Source organism: Pseudoalteromonas sp. MMG005, from assembly GCF_018101015.1.
Classification (GTDB): Bacteria; Pseudomonadota; Gammaproteobacteria; order Enterobacterales; family Alteromonadaceae; genus Pseudoalteromonas; species Pseudoalteromonas aurantia.
In genome coordinates this window covers 58,426-75,326 of the sequence record NZ_JAGJEK010000017.1, presented here as the reverse complement: position 1 = coordinate 75,326, position 16,901 = coordinate 58,426, and the positions used below count along the sequence as shown (strand labels likewise).

Below are 16,901 nucleotides of genomic sequence, written 5' to 3'. Positions count from 1 at the left end.
TTAGCGACTTTTTACCAAGTGAATTAGTATTGCTTCATAATCTTTTTTCTTTTCATCATTAAACCCCGATAGCTGCACTATTTTTTTACCCGTTCTATCAAAAATAATACTACTAGGCATACCTTTGAGCTTATTTGCTTTACCTATGCTCATCGAGGGATTAAAAATAACAGGAAAATTAGCCGGAGTTTCCAATAGAAACTTTTTCGCATCCTCTACATCGGTATCCATATTAACAGCAATAATTTGCACATCTTGTGAAAACCGGTTCTGTATACTGCCCATCCACGGAAAAGCATAACGACACGGTACACACCATGAAGCCCAGAAATCCACGTATACAACTTTTCCACTATGTTGACTTAAAAGCTCTTCCAGCTGTTGCTCTGCCGACACTGCCAAAGCTGAGTTACCAATGAAACTAAAGCAAACAAAAACACATAGAATCGCTCTATTTTGCATTATTTTATACCCCTAAGCATTGCCAATTACGCATATCATATAATTTAAGGCTGAATTTGATAACGCTTAAGTTGTTCGATATATTGTTTTGTCACATCATGCTCTTGTTTCGGTAAAAAGTGTAAGTGCGCATTAGTGAATTCATCTTGATTGTACATCTGTAACATTATTGTATTCACTTTCTTAATGAACGTACGGCTCGCTGTCGTATCATTGCACATAATGTGTCCCAAGATGAATCCTGGAGAGTTAGCCATTCGATATGACTGGTACTGTGATTTATCCGTTTTAGCATGCCGATACACCTCTGCAGGGTATGCCAATAAAAAATCTACGCGACGCAAGTGAAACATTCTATACACCGTATCGTAATGATTACTGCCTTCTCGAATCACTTTATTCGCGCTGCTTACTTGCGCCAATTGCTTATCTAAAAATGGACCATAAGAAAATGCCCCAGCAAGCACAATTAATTTATGTCTATGTGCATGAAATAGTTTAGGCAAAGAGATTACATTTCCTTGCTCATCAAGCAATGAAGGCGCCAATGGCTCTGCATCTATTTGTAAATATAGCCGTCGGCTTAGATACAGATTAATTGGCAGGCTAAATAAAAATGCAGCTTCTCTTTCTTGCGTTTTTACTTTATTAACAACGCAAATAGGCTCAGGCTGCTGACTCATAATCCTCAAGGCACGCTTATAACTCGATGGCACAAATTCAATATCCACCCCATCAATCATGTTAAATAGCATATTGTTTGTCGCGCCGGCAATATTGGAAGGTGCAACTTGTCCAGTAAACACCAAGAGATCTTTTTCATCATCGATATAGATACGTAATGACTCAGCAATACTTATATTGCTAAACGCAATAAAAGAAAATAGCACAGCTCTATATCTGACCCATTGTCTAAATGATTGCATAATGCTCCAAATGAACAGGTGGTAGGCTCATCACCTTGGAAAACAAAAATTACGAGCTCACTTCATTGTATACTACCTGTTTAAAAAAGTGATCAAAGGCAATATTAATAGGGACGCGTAAGTGTGGATTAAAATATTAATATACGCGTTATATTCTGAATTTTTAACCTTAATATTTTGTCCTGCGCAGATGGCTTACTCGCAACGAACAAGCAAACCATCTACGCAAAATAGGTGGTTACTTTCCTGTATGCTTATCAAACCACCACTGAATATAAGCAACTTTATTCATTAAATTCGATGGACGCGCCGTTATGCCATGTGATGCATCTGGAATACGCACCATCGCCGTTTCAACACCCTGCAACTTAAGCGCTTGATAATACTGCTCAGTTTCAGATATTGGTGTGCGATAATCAGCTTCACCAGTTAATAACATGGTCGGAGTCGTCACATTACCTACATAGCTAATTGGTGAGTATTTCATGTAGTGCTCCATATGATCCCACGGTTTACCGGGAAACCAATAGTCCGCAAAAAATGGATAGTAGTCAGCCGTTAATACAAAGCTAAACCAATTAATTACCGGCTTAGCAACAACCGCAGCTGCAAAGCGATTCGTATGACCAACAATCCACGCGGTTAATACACCACCACCCGAACCACCCGTAACATATAAACGCTTATCATCAATAAAGCCCTTATCAATCAACGAGTCGACTCCAGTCATTAAATCATCAAAGTCATTACTTGGATAATTATGATGAATTTTTTGCGCGAATTCTTTTCCATATGAATCACTTCCTCTTGGATTCATATATAAAACGACATTACCTTTCGCTGCAAACAGCTGAGCTTCAGCGCTAAAATGAGGCCCATAATTTGCAACTGGTCCACCATGTATTTCCAGTACTAAAGGATACTTCTTTGATTTATCAAAACCTGGAGGGTATACAACCCACCCCTGAATATCCAACTGATCATATTTAGATTTAACCCAAATTTCTTCAACTTTGCCTAGCGTTTTACTTGCAAGCGCATCACTATTTAAGTCTGTCAATTGCGTTGTTTTGTCACGCTTAACTAACGCAACGTCAGCTGGTTTATTTGGATCTGCAAGTGTAAAGGCAATATCACCTCGAGCACTAACATCATAACTGCCGCCAGAATAAGGTCGACCAAATGCGACACTCCCAACTTCATCAGTAAGCACTTTCGCTTTTCCTTTTAGGGGCTGGTGCGCTACCGTTGTTTTCCCTTCAGAGTCATAGCTATAATAAAGCCCTCTGCTTTTGTTATCCCATTGAATGTCTTTTACATTTCGGTCAAGTGCTGCGGTGATAACGTTTGTCTCACCAGTTTTAAAATTAAGCACATAAATATCTGAATTTTCATAATTCATTAGCTTATCATCATAACCTATATAGGCTAAAAGCCGACCATTAGGTGAAACTTGTGGAAAGCTGTCGGGTCCAACTCGCTCAGTTACAGAAGAGATTACTCTAGTATGCATATTTAGTGCATACACCTCGCTATTATTCGGTTTTAAAGCATGATTTTTATGCCGATTAGCACTAAAATAGAGTACCTCACCGTCTTTATCAAAACTGACAGTACCCCTATGATTAAAATTACCTGACGTTAACTGCTGAGCGTTACCACCATTTGCATCTATTTTAAATAAGTGAGAAAAGCCTGGCTTAGAATAACCTGCACCATCCGAACGATAATAGACATCATCTATAAAAACGGGGGGTTTAGCCCAGTTAGCGCCTTTAGGCTTGCCTGGTAGGTTAATAGGTGAACGAGCCTTTGCTGGTACAAACTGAGAAAAGACAAGATGCTTGCTATCTGGTGTCCAAGTGATCCCACTTGGAGATTGTGTTAAGTTACTCACTTTGGCTACTGCGCCAGAGTTTAACCATTTCATATAAATTTGACTGCTACCATCTCTGGTGGAAATAAAGGCAAGCCGCTTTCCATCCGGAGACAATTGTGGAGCATAATCGATATGAATACCCGAGGTCACAGGTTCTAACTGATTAGCGTCAACATCGATTGACCAAATATTTCCCACCTTTTTGTCAGTCTTTATATCCATGCGATTTCTAACAAAATAAACGACTTTACCGTCTTCACTAAACTCAACCTGATTTGCGTACTCTAGGTCAAACACATCATCAAGCTCCAGTGGTGAAGCTTCACAAAAGGCTGAACTTACAAAAAAACTGAGCCCAATCGTTATCAGTGATAACTTCATACAAACTCCTTTAAGGGACATTAATTTGTGATCATAAAAGCTCATATGGTAAGACGAGTCAACTGTTTATGCTTAAGCTCTCTGGATATTCAGTTATGTTATTTACAAAATGAAAATATCGCGATTTCAAAATGACCTATCCGTTTCATTTCTTTGTAACTTGTTCGAGCCTTTAGAGGGCATAACTATTATTGAATACTGAGATGATTGTGAGTGTAAAGGGGGCTTACACTCATCAAAAGGGCTTCTAAAATCGTATTTTATTGGAAAGCTTTATGTTTCAAACGATAAGAGTGCAATAAAGGTTCCGTGTAGCCATTAGGCTGATTCTTACCTTCAAAAACGAGAGATAAAGCGGCCTGATAAGCCAAATTATCATTTAACTTAACTTCATTGTCAGCCATGCAAATATAACTCGCATCATGATGATTTTGTCCATCAACAACCTTAGCCATTTTTGCAAACGTGCTTTTTACTTGTTGCGGTGAACATATTCCATGCACCAACCAGTTTGCAATATGTTGGCTTGAAATGCGCAAAGTAGCCCTATCCTCCATTAAACCAATATGATTTATATCTGGCACCTTAGAGCAGCCAATACCCTGATCAATCCAACGTACCACATAACCAAGGATCCCTTGTACATTATTATCTAATTCGGCCTGAATGTCCTCTTTCGTTAACACTAACTCACCTAACAATGGAGGGGTCAATAAGTCAGTCAAAGCAGCCTCTTCATATTGACCTATTGCTGCCTGTACTTGAAAAACATCGATAGTATGATAATGCATGGCATGTAACGTTGCAGCCGTAGGGGAGGGGACCCAAGCCGTATTAGCGCCAGACTCTGGATGAGCTAACTTTTGCTTCATCATCAATGCCATTAAATCTGGCATTGGCCACATCCCTTTTCCTATTTGTGCTTTGCCGCTAAACCCACAGGCTAACCCGACTTCAACATTCCCCTTTTCGTACGCTGAAATCCACGGTTGCGACTTGATACGAGACTTAGGGAGCATAGGCCCCGCCAACATCGAAGTATGTATTTCATCGCCTGTTCTATCCAAAAAACCTGTGTTAATGAATACAACTCGAGACTTAGCCTGCTCAATACATGCTTTCAAATTAACCGATGTTCGCCGTTCTTCATCCATTATCCCCATTTTTATGGTGTTGTTAGGTAAGTATAATAAACCTTCAACCGCCGAGAATAGTCTAGAAGTAAAAGCAACCTCTTCTGGTCCGTGCATTTTTGGCTTAACTATATTGATACTTTTAGAGATTGAGTTCCGATATTCTGAATTGCCTTTTAAATCATGTAATGCACACAGTGACGTTATGACCGCATCTAAAATGCCTTCAAAAACTTGTTCACCATTTTGGTCTAAAATAGCAGGGGTTGTCATTAAATGACCGACATTGCGAACAAACATCATACTCCGACCTTTTAATTTAAGTATCTTCCCTGAAGCCATTACAAAATGCTTATCTTTATTTAAAACGCGTGTAATTACAGTATCTTCTTTTTTAAATTCTTCTTTCAATGTGCCCGTCATTAAGCCTAACCAATTTGTGTAAACACCGACTTTATCTTGTGCATCAACGGCAGCTACGGAATCTTCACAGTCCATAATGGTCGTCAAGGCTGACTCTAAAATAAGATCGCTGATCCCTGCTTTATCGGATTGACCTATTGGGTGATGCGGATCTATTTGGATCTCAACATGCAGGCCATTGTGCTTTAATAATAATGAGGAAGGGTTTTGCGCTTCACCTTGATAACCTACAAATTGCTGGGGATCTAATAGGCTAACTTGTTTACTATCATTAAGCGTGACCACCAATTGCCCATTTAGCACCGCATAATGTGTACTTTCAATATGCGAGCCATTTCTCAAAGGAAAAGTGTTATCAAGGAATTGGCGAGCGTAGGCCATCACTTTAAAACCGCGTACAGGGTTGTATTCCTGTGTTTTTTCGGCACCTTCTTCTTGTGGTAATACATCGGTTCCATAAAGAGCATCATAAAGAGAACCCCACCTTGCGTTCGCTGCATTTAGCGCAAACCGAGCATTACTCACGGGTACTACAAGCTGTGGACCTGCGATTGATGCTATCTCTGGGTCAACAGAGTCAGTATCAATGCTAACTCGTTCTGGAGAAGGCACCAAATAGCCTATATCCATTAAAAATGTCCGATATTTATCACCATTCCATACGGGGTGACTCTTATGATATTCATCAATTTGGGACTGTAGCTTATCGCGTTTAAACAATAACTGCTTATTGATTGGTGAGAGAATCTCAATAAGCTTTGCAAAGCCACTCCAAAAGGTTTCTTGTTCGATATCAGTGCCGGGCAATGCTTGCATATTTACAAAATCGAAAAGTTGTCGGTCGATGGTTAAACCTGATTGTTGAGTCGTCATGCTCATATCTAAATCCTAACTATGCTGAACGGGTCCTCAATAACCATATCTCAAATACACTCAAATTAAACTGCAAATGACATTCATGAAATGTATGTTGGTAATAACAACTATAAATTTAAAAAATTTTAAATTCAGGCCTAATGTTTAATTAAGCGCGGGGTCAGACCACTCAACGCACTCTCACAATCAAATATCGTAAAATTAACCGTTCGAAGGACAACTAGTCATGACAAACTATCAATCTAAAATAGACCACTACACAACTTTATGTCAGAACAAGAACACTTCATGGCAGTCAATTAACCCTGAGTTTGCAAGTCGAATGAATTTACAAAACAGATTCAAAACAGGATTAGACATAGCAAAATATACAGCAAACATTATGCGTGAAGATATGGCGGCTTATGACGCAGACAATAGCCAATACACGCAATCATTGGGCTGCTGGCATGGTTTCACTGCTCAGCAAATGATGATGGCAGTAAAAAGGCATCAAAAAACCACAAAACGCTCATATGTATACTTAAGTGGCTGGATGGTAGCAGCACTTCGCTCTGAATTTGGCCCATTACCAGATCAAAGTATGCATGAAAAAACGTCGGTACCAGCATTAATCGAAGAGATTTACACCTTTTTAAAACAGGCAGATGCTAGAGAACTTGACCACCTCTATAAAGCTCTGGATGAAGCAAAATCTCGAGGACAAGCGACACAAGAAATTACGGCCAAAATTAATAACTTTGAAACCCACGTGGTTCCGATCATAGCCGATATTGATGCAGGGTTTGGTAACGAAGAAGCCACTTACTTACTCGCAAAAAAAATGATCGAAGCCGGGGCATGCGCCATTCAAATAGAAAATCAAGTTTCAGATGCGAAACAATGTGGGCATCAAGCCGGTAAAGTAACCGTTCCACATGAAGACTTTCTTGCGAAGATCAATGCCGTTCGATATGCCTTCTTAGAACTTGGAGTGGAAGACGGTGTCATTGTAGCGAGAACCGATTCACTTGGTGCAAGCTTAACTCAGAAAATCCCTGTGTCTCAGTCTCCAGGAGACCTAGCAAGTCAATATACCGCTTTTCTTGATACCACAGAGATACATAACGTAAACGACCTCACAGATGGGGAAATGGCCATTAAGCTCAATGGCAAACTGTGTAAACCCGTCAGATTAGATAATGGACTATACCAATTTAAAGAAGGCACAGAAAAAGCTCGGGTGATTTTAGATTGTGTTACCAGTTTACAGTCAGGTGCGGATCTACTTTGGATAGAAACAGAGCAGCCCAACGTAAATCAAATCGCTGAGCTCGTTAATAGCATTAAAGAGCAAGTGCCAAATGCGAAGCTTGTTTATAATAACTCCCCTTCGTTTAATTGGACGTTGAAGTTTCGAGAACAAGTCTACTCTCAATGGGAAACACAAGGAAAAGACTTAAGTCGTTACCCAAATCCAAACGTTAATGCTAAAGCTCTCATGGCTCCTGAACTAGATAATACAGAATTAGCACGAGAAGCAGATAAATTAGTACAAAACTTCCAGCAAGATGGTGCCAGAGAAGCCGGAATATTTCATCACTTAATTACTTTACCCACGTACCATACAGCTGCACTAAGTACCGATATTTTAGCTGAAGGTTATTTTGGTGAACTTGGGATGCTGGCTTATGTCAGGGATGTTCAGCGTCAAGAAATTAGGAGGGAGCAAGCATCAGTTAAACATCAAGACCTTGCTGGCTCAAATATAGGTGACACACATAAAGAGTACTTTTCTGGTGAAAATGCCTTAAAAGCAGGTGGAACTGCAAATACGATGAACCAGTTCTAACTATATAAATCAACCTTTGAGGGGCCTATGGCCCTTCTTCATATATCCAGCTTTGGATCATATTTTTACTATCTTCTATAAAAATGACGAACAAACCGGAAAATACACTGCCAGAACTAAAAATAACGTCATTTTGCGACACTATCAGATGTGTTCCATGCCATGGAACAAAATTTTACTAACATAAACAACTCCCCAGGCTACAATTTTACTAACTCCCATATCGGATAAATTACAATTTTACTAACTCCTATTTATCATCAAAAAAGTCAATAGTTGCATAAATTGCAACCTGTAAAGGCCCTTTACACTCTTCATAATTCAACCACATTATTGATTAACAATACGCACAGCTCCATATACAAACCAAATTATAATGCACTACTTCGCAAGTTTTATATTCATTACCATACTAATTACCTCTTATAACACAGAGGCATCAGTGTCACTTTCAACCATTGAGAATTTAATTTCACAGGGACAATTAGAGCAAGCTTATTCTACATTAAAAACCGTTGAGGCAAGTGGTAAGCAAAATCAAAATAAAATACAACTGACATTCGCGAATATTTTAAGAAAGCAGCATAAGTATGTCGAAGCAATAGCCGTACTCAATAAAATAGAGTTATCACCTTCAGCACCTTTGCTCTTTCAATATGAAGTGACTAAAGAGCGCGGGATCAACTACCGAAGAAACCATCAGTTAGATATGGCTGAAAGCACCTATCTAGATGCACTCAAATTGGCAAAACTAACCCAAGATACAACCTTAATAGGCCAATCTTATAATAATTTAGGCACGCTATACGACACAAAAAATAACGTAGCCACATCAATGGAGTATCACCTGAAAGCACAGGCGGTATTAAAAGATTCTATTAACTGGGAAGTGAAAGCATCAAACTTTTACAATCTAGGAGACCTTTCAGTACGTATTCATAACCTAGAACAAGCTGAATTCTTTTTCACCAAAGCGCTTATTAATGACAAAAAAAGTAAACAAGTAATGAATATCGCAGATACTGCGATCCGGCTGGCTGAAGTGACGTTGAAAAATAAAAAATATCCACAAGCCTTATCGCAATTTTTAGATGTCATAAAGATTTTAACGCCACTAGGGGCTAATTCAAGCCTATCCAGAGCTTATAATTCCCTCCACTTGATTTACATAGAGCTTGGCAATCATCATATGGCACTAAGTAGCATTCAAAAGAGTTTAAATTATTCATTAAAAACACAATCGCCAATACAACAATCTTATTCCTATTTGCATATCATCGAATATCATCTCAAGTTAAAAAATATAGCACTCAGCGCGCTATACATTGCCAAAGCTGAACCCCTAATTATGACGATGAATAATCATATCTTTGAGGCAAAGCTATACCTATACAAAGCAAAGTACGAAAAACTAAAACAACGGCACAAAGAAGCCTACACTTACTTAAATAAAGCATTTTCCATCCATAGATTAGCTGACATTGAAGTTAATCAAGGTGCCACAGAGCAATACAAACAACAAGTCAATGCACTTGTGCAATATCAAAAATTAGCGCAAACAGAGCAAAAGTCAGCATTAATGAAAGTTGAGCTAGAGAACCAGATCTTACTAAAGCGCTCGTGGCTCTTAGCTTGCATTATGGTACTCCTCCTTAGCGCTATCGTTGTTTACCTGTACATCATCAAACACCGAAACGCTCAGTATAAGGCTAAGCTATATCAAACTAACCTCAAACAAAAAGATCAAATGCTAGCTGATATATCACACGAACTTCGAACTCCACTTAGTGTTCTAAAGCTACATGTTGAAGCACTTGAACATAACCTGTTAGATAATAAAGTATTAGCGTACAGTAAAATTAATAATAAAATATCTCAACTAAATAATCTTATTTCAGATGTATATCAACTGTCACAAGCACAAAACCAAGCACTACAGCTTAACTGGCAACAATACCAGCTGAGCACACTTATTGCCTACTACCTTTCAGACTCAAAGGCATTAGCTGAACAACATAATCTACGCTTTATTGCTGATATTGAGATTGCTGATGACACCTATATAACGACCGATAAGCAAAAGCTAGATCAAATTATTACTAACTTAATCAAAAATGCATGTTTATATACAGATACCCCAGGGCATATCAGATTAAAAGTCCGAATATGTACTGAACATGTCTTTATTCAGATCGATGATACTACTCCAGGAGTGTCAGATGCGCAGCTTAATAAACTTTTTGAGCGCTTATATCGTATAGACAAATCTCGCAGTCGAGCATTAGGAGGGTCTGGATTAGGGTTGTCAATCTGTGAAAGTTTGACACAAGCTCTGCAAGGTGAAATATGTTTACATCACGGTAAATCCGGAGGTCTATGTGTTCGCATGAAATTACCTATAACACCCACAATGTAGGTTCTTCACTACGATACTGTTCATACCAGTTTCACCGTTAGAAGCCCTAAATAAGGCATTTCACTTCATTTTTCTTCCACATTGTATTGTTTTAATACCTACATAGAATATTGGAGAGAAATTTATGACACAACGAACAATTAAGCATGGTGATTGGGTAAAAATCGTCGAGTCACGCACGGAGCAAAAAAAACAATCACTGCGCAAAGGGTCGCGTAAAAAAGTAGTATTGAGTAAAAAAGCCCCATTCCCTATTATATCAATGTTATTGGCTGGTTTTATTATCCTAGCAAGCGCTTGGATGTATTTTTTTGAAGAAAATACAACGCACAGCTCACTTTTAAATGTAGACGCTCAAAACAAGATATCCCGCTATTTTTCAAAACAATTTATGATGGGCAGCTGGCAATTTAAACAAGCAAAATTTGATACTGGTGAAGTCAATATATTCATCAGCATCCCACAAAAACTTGCGATGAATAAGAATGAGCTGGAAGGTTATATTAAACACTCTTTATGTCCACCTGAAAATAGCCGAGTTTGGTTAGACATTGATAAAAACAACTTATTCATCAACCTTTATGTTGATTCACCAAGAAAAGGAAGTTTTGCGCAGTGCAGTAACCCAAACCGCCAAACTTAACCCTCCCTTTTTTAGCCCCCTGTACACAGCTTCTGTAAAGGGGGTTTACACCAAAAAACAACTTACTCAAGCTCTAAATTGGCTTTCTCTAATAACTCTACTGGCAACTCTTTACTCACCGATACTCCCAACTCTTTAAAGTCAGACGCTTGCTTAATCAAATTTCCTTTACCATGATAGAGTTGTGAAAAAGCCCGATCATAACTTTCTCTGGCCTTATCTAACTGGCGACCAACACCTTCCATACTGTGCAAAAAGCTATTTAACTTGCCATAAAATTTTTCAGCTCGAAGCGCTAACTCTCTACTGTGCTTACTTTGTTCCTCAAATCTCCACAGCTGCTTTACTATATTCATACTCGTCAACAGCGTAGTGGGTGTCGCTACGAGCACATTCTGCTCAAGTGCTTGCTGATACATATTCGGTGTGTGCTTAATAGCTTCAACAAACGCTGATTCAATCGGAATGAACATAATCACCACATCTGGTGAGTTGAGCCCTGGCAACCTCTCGTAGGATTTATCTCCGAGCTCTTTGATACGCGATAGAACAGCTTGTGAGTGTTCAATTAAGGCTGTATTCGCGTCTATTTCGCTCGTTGCATTAACATATCGTGTATACGCATTCAGCGAGGTTTTCGCATCTATAACTAGGTGTCTTTTTTGTGGTAAATACACTACCACATCAGGTCGATATTTACCGTCATCTGTGGAGAATGAAACCTCTCTTTTATAATCATACCCGGCCCTTAATCCTGCGCTATCTAACACATTTTCAAGCATAAGCTCGCCCCAGTTACCCTGAACTTTTTTCTGGCCTTGCAAAGCATTTGTTAACTGGCTGGCTTGCTCGGTAATATTTCGATTATTCTCTTGTAAGTGAAGCAATTCGGTTTTTAATGAGGCTCTTTGCTTTAACTCCTCGCTATGAATCGCTTCCATTTTGTCTCTAAAACCCTTTAGTTCACCTTGAACTGGCTTTAAAATTTGGTCGATTGTCTCTTGGCTTTGTTGACTAAAGCGTGCCGTTTTCTCTTCAAAGATCTGATTGGCAATATTTTCAAACTCCAGCTTTAACTGCTCTTTTGAATTTTTTAGTTGCGCTATTTGTGCATCAAATGCTTGCTGTTTCTGCTCAAACATAGCTTTAATATCCGTAAGCTCGATTTCAAGTTTGTGAGCGTGAGCTTGAGCATGAGACAAATTATGCTCACTTTTCTGCCATAATTCCTGAAATTGATGAACTTGGGTTTGCTTTTCAGTGAGTCTTGCTTGGTATTGCTGACAATGACCATGAAGCTGTACTTTTTCTGCTTGAAGTTGCTGATGCTCAGTTTGCAAAGTTTGAAGCTGAGATTGCACTTGTTCTTTAGCACTCAAACAATGAATGTATTGTTGTTCAAGCACTGTACATTGCGTTTTAAGTAAGTGGCGACCTCGATAATAGAAGGGGAGGGGACATAAAATCGCCGATAAGAATAACGTGCCATGCAACCAAGATAATTGAGAAAAGAGTGCATCTAACATAATGTTCTCAGGTAATATTTTTAGTTAATAATACCTGAGAGCCTAACTGATATCACTTAATTAGTGTCATTGATTTGTTGTTCGTCATAACGATAGCCTGCGCCATAAACAGACCCGACCAATTTTGGAGAACAATCCAACAACTTGATCTTTTTTCGAATGTTTTTAATATGACTATCAATCACTCTATCTGAAATATCGAAGTTATCTGGTTGAATGTAATCTAAAATTTGCTGCCTTGAAAAAACGCGGCTAGGTGCATTATACAATAGCGCAAACACATCAAACTCAACTTTCGTTAGCGCGAGGATTCTACCTTTTAACGTTACAGTGAGTTGCTGCTCATCAACATTCACTAATTTCTCAGTTTCAACAGCGGGTGCGCATCTTCGCAAAATAGCTTTCACTCTCATTACCAATTCTGCTGCACTGAAAGGCTTGCACACATAATCATCTGCACCAAATTCAAGTCCCTTTAGCCGATCAGACTCTGCTACTTTAGCTGTCATCATAATAATCGGCACCATGGAAAAGGCACGAATTTTCTTCATACATTCAACGCCGTCTTGATTTGGCAGCATGATGTCCATCAAGATTGCATTAGGGCTGTTTTTCTCAACCCAAGAAACCACATCTGCACCGTCAGCAATGTGTGACGTTTTAAACCCCGATGCTTTAAAAAATAGCATAACTTGCTCTGCTATATCATAGTCATCTTCAACGATTAGGATGTGCTGCATAATTTCTCTTTGCTTAATTATTACTTAATTGATTTGCTTTTAATTGGTTTTTCACATCATTTTTTAACGAATCAGACAGTGTTTCGTCAAACAATAACATTGTTAAAATACTATTTAGGTCGTCACTGGTTGCGACCTCTACCAGTAGATCATAGTCACATTGTGATACAGGTTCAATAAAGTTTAGATGCGATGGTGTTTCTTCATGACACAACATATATATTCACCTTCTAGATTAACTAAGTAATACTAGTTCAATGAACCAGTTACCTTATTTCAATGTATCTATTTAAACGAAACAATGTGGATCAAATGTGGAATTTCAAACCCAATATAAAATTTACGGACAGAAACAAAAAAGCCAGCAAAATCTGCTGGCTTTATTACAAATAAGTAATCAAGGGGGAAATCAACGTTAAGCTCACTGCTGCCAATAAGCATAATAATAGACAGCATACTTTGAAGTTAGTTCAGAATTATTTCACTCATTTCAAAATTATTTTATGATTTCAACATTTCTAACATCTGAGTTTCATCAAATTGGCTTAAATTTAAGCTCTTATCTTCAAATAAAGCATCAACCAACGCCTGCTTCTGCTGCTGCATACTATGCACTTTTTGCTCAATAGAATTAGCCATAATAAGTTTATAAACAAAGACCGGTTTATCTTGTCCAATACGATAGGCTCGGTCCGTCGCTTGATTTTCTACTGCAGGGTTCCACCATGGGTCAAAATGGATCACGGTGTCAGCTTGTGTCAAGTTTAGTCCCGTGCCACCCGCTTTTAAACTAATCAAAAATACATCACATAGCCCTTCTGTAAACGTACTTATTACACGTTCACGGTTTCGTGTTTGGCCCGTTAAAGTTGAAAATCCGATTTCACTTTCAGTCAATTGCTTTGCAATTAATTCCAGTACTGATGTAAATTGGCTGAAAATAATTATTTTTCTTCCTTGCGATAGCATGACGGGCAGGTGTTCACAAAGCCACTGAAACTTAGCACTTTCACTATTAACTTGCTTATCCACAAGCTGTGGGTGACAACAAATCTGACGCAACTTTAAAAGCGCATCTAAAAATACAAGTTTACTTTTTTGCGCTCCTTGCTCTTTAAACAATGTCAATAACTTATCTTCAATTTTGGTCTGGACACTGTGATATAAATTCGCTTGTTCTGAAGTAAATTCAAGCTCTTTGATTAATTCCGTTTTATCTGGTAACTCTTTAACAACATCCACTTTTGTGCGCCTTAAAATAAAAGGGGCAATTAAAGCTTTCAACTCGTTAGCACGAGCAATATCTTGTTCTTTTTCAATAGGAATTTGAAAGTAGTGCTTGAATTGTTGTTTAGTTCCCAAAACATCTGGCATCACAAAATCCAGTAATGACTTTAACTCCAATAAATTATTTTCAACAGGCGTACCACTAAGACACAATTTAAATTCCGCTTGTAATTGCTTAACACATTTAGATACTTGTGCTGATTCGTTTTTAATATACTGAGCTTCATCCAGTACAATAGAATCAAATTTAAGGCCTTTGTAATAATGCAAATCACGCTTTAACAATGGATAAGTTGTTAATATAAACCGAGCTGTATGTACACGTTCTAACGTTTTTTCTCTATCGGAGCCGTGCACTGTAGTTAATGTTAAGTGCGGTGCAAACCGCTTAAATTCATTCTGCCAATTGCTTACCAGACTCGTAGGACAAACAATTAAGCTAGGCTGAGTCATTAATGTATTATGTTGACTAATAAAATAAGCAATCACTTGCAGTGTTTTACCAAGACCCATATCGTCAGCCAAAATACCGCCAAGCTGATGTTTATTCAGAAACTTTAACCAACGTACTCCTTGTTCTTGATAATCTCGTAGTACAAACGTTTGGCTATCAGTAGATGGGATATTAAACTGAATGCTTTGGGGTGAATCAAGTTCAGCTAAATAGTCAGTCAATTTCGCATCTGAGCTTACCACTGTGGTATTCTCTAACTCGTAGAGCTTTCTGGCGTACGATAAAGGAAACTTGAACTGTTGACTTGAACTGTAATAACTAAATCGAGCTTTCAAACCAAGCAATTCATTAAAAGTAAGTGTAGGTATTGCATAGAACTGATCTGCAATTTGAATATACTGATGCAAATCAGCTAAATTATTGACATCAAGTGGCTCAGTCACATCCCAATCAAGTAAGATAGACTTACCATCAAACATCAATTTACCTAAAATATGGTGCTGCTTATCTCGCTTTAGTAACAATGTAATTTTAGGCGTTTGCACTGTTAACTCATGTGTTAGCTCATCAACAAGCCAATTTTGCGATTGCAGTTTAGGTCGCACCTCGTGATTAAACCAATGTACTCCATTTGCATCATTTACAGGTAATAAAAACAATCCATTTTCAATTAAAAGACCCAAGCCTAATAGTACTTTTTCACATCGCTTAATGTATTTTGCATATTCCGTTTTAGAAAGCTCATCAGTTTTATCAATCGACAATGAAAAGCCTTTACTTGGTGTGAGCTTTACAATATTAAGCCTTGTACGTAAATGTACTGAATGAGTAGGCGCTACGACCCCTTTTGGACTGCCAATTACATCAGTTGCAAATGTCTCTGAAAATCGCTTCATGACTTGCTGCAACTGATCGTTTGCAACACTAGGCATACTTTGTAAATGAGCGATTTCTGCGGCACTGAGTTCGGAGTTTATCCTACCAAGCACCAACTTATCTGTATCTACATACATTGGCGGATCAGTTCTAAGTAGTAACCAGTTATCAATGGAAGATAATTGAGCACATAATTGCGCATTAGATTGGCTCATATCCCAAACAAACTGCAACCGTTGCTGATGACCCAATGTCAAAGGTTGGCGTTGAGTTTGTAGGTAAAATCGTTTTGTTTTTACCAGTTGCTCAATCGCTGTAAACCCCCAGCGTCCAAATAATTCGAAATGACCCGGTGGGTTTTGCGAACGGATCCAGTTAAATAACCTAAAGTCTGATTCGAGTAAATCTTGAAGAGGGATATGGCTATTTAGTTGTTGTTCCGATAATGGTCGGCCTAGTGGATACAGACCATCAGGCCGCAATGGTGATAATTTTGGGCTTAACAGCACTTCTTTGTTATGAGGCTCTAAAACAAATAACAAAACGTTGTTGGCGCCTTGGATGCTATCTTGTTGTAATTGAATAAGCTCATTAAACCAGTCGTTAACTAAATAAGCTTCTCCAAACCCGCCTGAGTGCTCTATTTTTAATTTAAGCAACACTGCAGCAATATGACGACACTTGGGATTGTTAGAGCACGTACATTGGGCCTCTACACGAGCTGAATTATTAACTTGAGAAATCTTAATATACTGAGAAAAAGTATTCCCAAAATTGCCTAATACTTGAGAATCTATACGAGAAAAGTCATCCGAGTGATCTAAGTAACTAATTTGCGAATTATTTAAATATTCCTTCGCTTTGACTAATAAAGCGCTATTGAAGTACTGCTTCAAAAACCGTTCAGACAAAGGAAATTGTGTTGCTTGTTCCTGTTTAATTTCTTCGAACAATGCAAATAATTGTTCTTTAGATAACTGCGTTGACATCAGTTCAGCATGTAAAATGAAATATTTCGCCAGTATATGAAATTATAGGAACTACCAAA

The 16,901-nt window shown here is 38.3% G+C and carries 11 protein-coding genes; 3 read left to right on the top strand and 8 right to left on the bottom strand.

Annotated features, from left to right (window positions below; genetic code table 11):
• The 4 genes from J8M01_RS14520 to J8M01_RS14505 form a co-directional block, all read right to left on the bottom strand.
• The gene (locus J8M01_RS14520; protein WP_211058468.1) at positions 1–462 is read right to left on the bottom strand and encodes a TlpA disulfide reductase family protein; all 462 of its coding nucleotides are present in this window, start codon (positions 460–462) and stop codon (positions 1–3) included.
• A 44-nt stretch (positions 463–506) separates the two neighbouring features.
• Positions 507–1,388 carry a hypothetical protein gene (locus J8M01_RS14515; RefSeq protein WP_211058467.1) on the bottom strand — a complete coding sequence of 294 codons (882 nt, stop codon included), beginning with the start codon at positions 1,386–1,388 and terminating at the stop codon, positions 507–509.
• A gap of 238 nt (positions 1,389–1,626) precedes the next feature.
• Entirely contained in the window at positions 1,627–3,648 is a 2,022-nt protein-coding gene (locus J8M01_RS14510) for a S9 family peptidase (protein WP_211058466.1), read from the bottom strand.
• Between the two features lie 260 nt (positions 3,649–3,908).
• On the bottom strand, positions 3,909–6,083 hold the full coding sequence (locus tag J8M01_RS14505) for a malate synthase G (protein ID WP_211058465.1): 2,175 nt from the start codon (positions 6,081–6,083) through the stop codon (positions 3,909–3,911).
• Between the two features lie 223 nt (positions 6,084–6,306).
• Between J8M01_RS14505 and J8M01_RS14500 the strand changes: the two genes are divergently transcribed.
• The 3 genes from J8M01_RS14500 to J8M01_RS14490 all read left to right on the top strand — a co-directional run bounded on the left by J8M01_RS14500 (position 6,307) and on the right by J8M01_RS14490 (position 10,970).
• On the top strand, positions 6,307–7,911 hold the full coding sequence (locus tag J8M01_RS14500) for an isocitrate lyase (protein WP_192509340.1): 1,605 nt from the start codon (positions 6,307–6,309) through the stop codon (positions 7,909–7,911).
• A gap of 442 nt (positions 7,912–8,353) precedes the next feature.
• The gene (locus J8M01_RS24375; RefSeq protein ID WP_211058464.1) at positions 8,354–10,327 is read left to right on the top strand and encodes an ATP-binding protein; all 1,974 of its coding nucleotides are present in this window, start codon (positions 8,354–8,356) and stop codon (positions 10,325–10,327) included.
• 124 nt (positions 10,328–10,451) lie between these two features.
• A complete protein-coding gene (locus J8M01_RS14490; protein ID WP_210994986.1) occupies positions 10,452–10,970 on the top strand; it encodes a hypothetical protein in 519 nt (172 codons plus the stop codon).
• Between the two features lie 62 nt (positions 10,971–11,032).
• On the opposite strand, the gene rmuC is transcribed toward J8M01_RS14490, so the two are convergent.
• From rmuC to J8M01_RS14470, 4 genes are all read right to left on the bottom strand, one after another.
• Positions 11,033–12,496, bottom strand: a complete 1,464-nt coding sequence (rmuC, locus tag J8M01_RS14485; RefSeq protein ID WP_192509337.1) for a DNA recombination protein RmuC — start codon at positions 12,494–12,496, stop codon at positions 11,033–11,035.
• A 56-nt stretch (positions 12,497–12,552) separates the two neighbouring features.
• Positions 12,553–13,236: a response regulator gene (locus J8M01_RS14480; RefSeq protein WP_210994985.1), complete on the bottom strand. Its 684-nt coding sequence runs from the start codon at positions 13,234–13,236 to the stop codon at positions 12,553–12,555.
• Between the two features lie 13 nt (positions 13,237–13,249).
• Positions 13,250–13,453, bottom strand: coding sequence for a hypothetical protein (locus tag J8M01_RS14475; protein ID WP_192509335.1), 204 nt, complete (start codon positions 13,451–13,453; stop codon positions 13,250–13,252).
• Positions 13,454–13,737: 284 nt separating this feature from the next.
• Positions 13,738–16,842 carry a DEAD/DEAH box helicase gene (locus J8M01_RS14470; protein WP_211058463.1) on the bottom strand — a complete coding sequence of 1,035 codons (3,105 nt, stop codon included), beginning with the start codon at positions 16,840–16,842 and terminating at the stop codon, positions 13,738–13,740.
• Between the last annotated feature and the right edge of the window lie 59 nt (positions 16,843–16,901).

Coding starts and splice junctions, on each gene's coding strand:
- J8M01_RS14520 (WP_211058468.1), bottom strand. CDS start 462: ATGCAAAATAGAGCGATTCTATGTGTTTTTGTTTGCTTTAGTTTCATT.
- J8M01_RS14515 (WP_211058467.1), bottom strand. CDS start 1,388: ATGCAATCATTTAGACAATGGGTCAGATATAGAGCTGTGCTATTTTCT.
- J8M01_RS14510 (WP_211058466.1), bottom strand. CDS start 3,648: ATGAAGTTATCACTGATAACGATTGGGCTCAGTTTTTTTGTAAGTTCA.
- J8M01_RS14505 (WP_211058465.1), bottom strand. CDS start 6,083: ATGAGCATGACGACTCAACAATCAGGTTTAACCATCGACCGACAACTT.
- J8M01_RS14500 (WP_192509340.1), top strand. CDS start 6,307: ATGACAAACTATCAATCTAAAATAGACCACTACACAACTTTATGTCAG.
- J8M01_RS14490 (WP_210994986.1), top strand. CDS start 10,452: ATGACACAACGAACAATTAAGCATGGTGATTGGGTAAAAATCGTCGAG.
- rmuC (WP_192509337.1), bottom strand. CDS start 12,496: ATGTTAGATGCACTCTTTTCTCAATTATCTTGGTTGCATGGCACGTTA.
- J8M01_RS14480 (WP_210994985.1), bottom strand. CDS start 13,236: ATGCAGCACATCCTAATCGTTGAAGATGACTATGATATAGCAGAGCAA.
- J8M01_RS14475 (WP_192509335.1), bottom strand. CDS start 13,453: ATGTTGTGTCATGAAGAAACACCATCGCATCTAAACTTTATTGAACCT.
- J8M01_RS14470 (WP_211058463.1), bottom strand. CDS start 16,842: ATGTCAACGCAGTTATCTAAAGAACAATTATTTGCATTGTTCGAAGAA.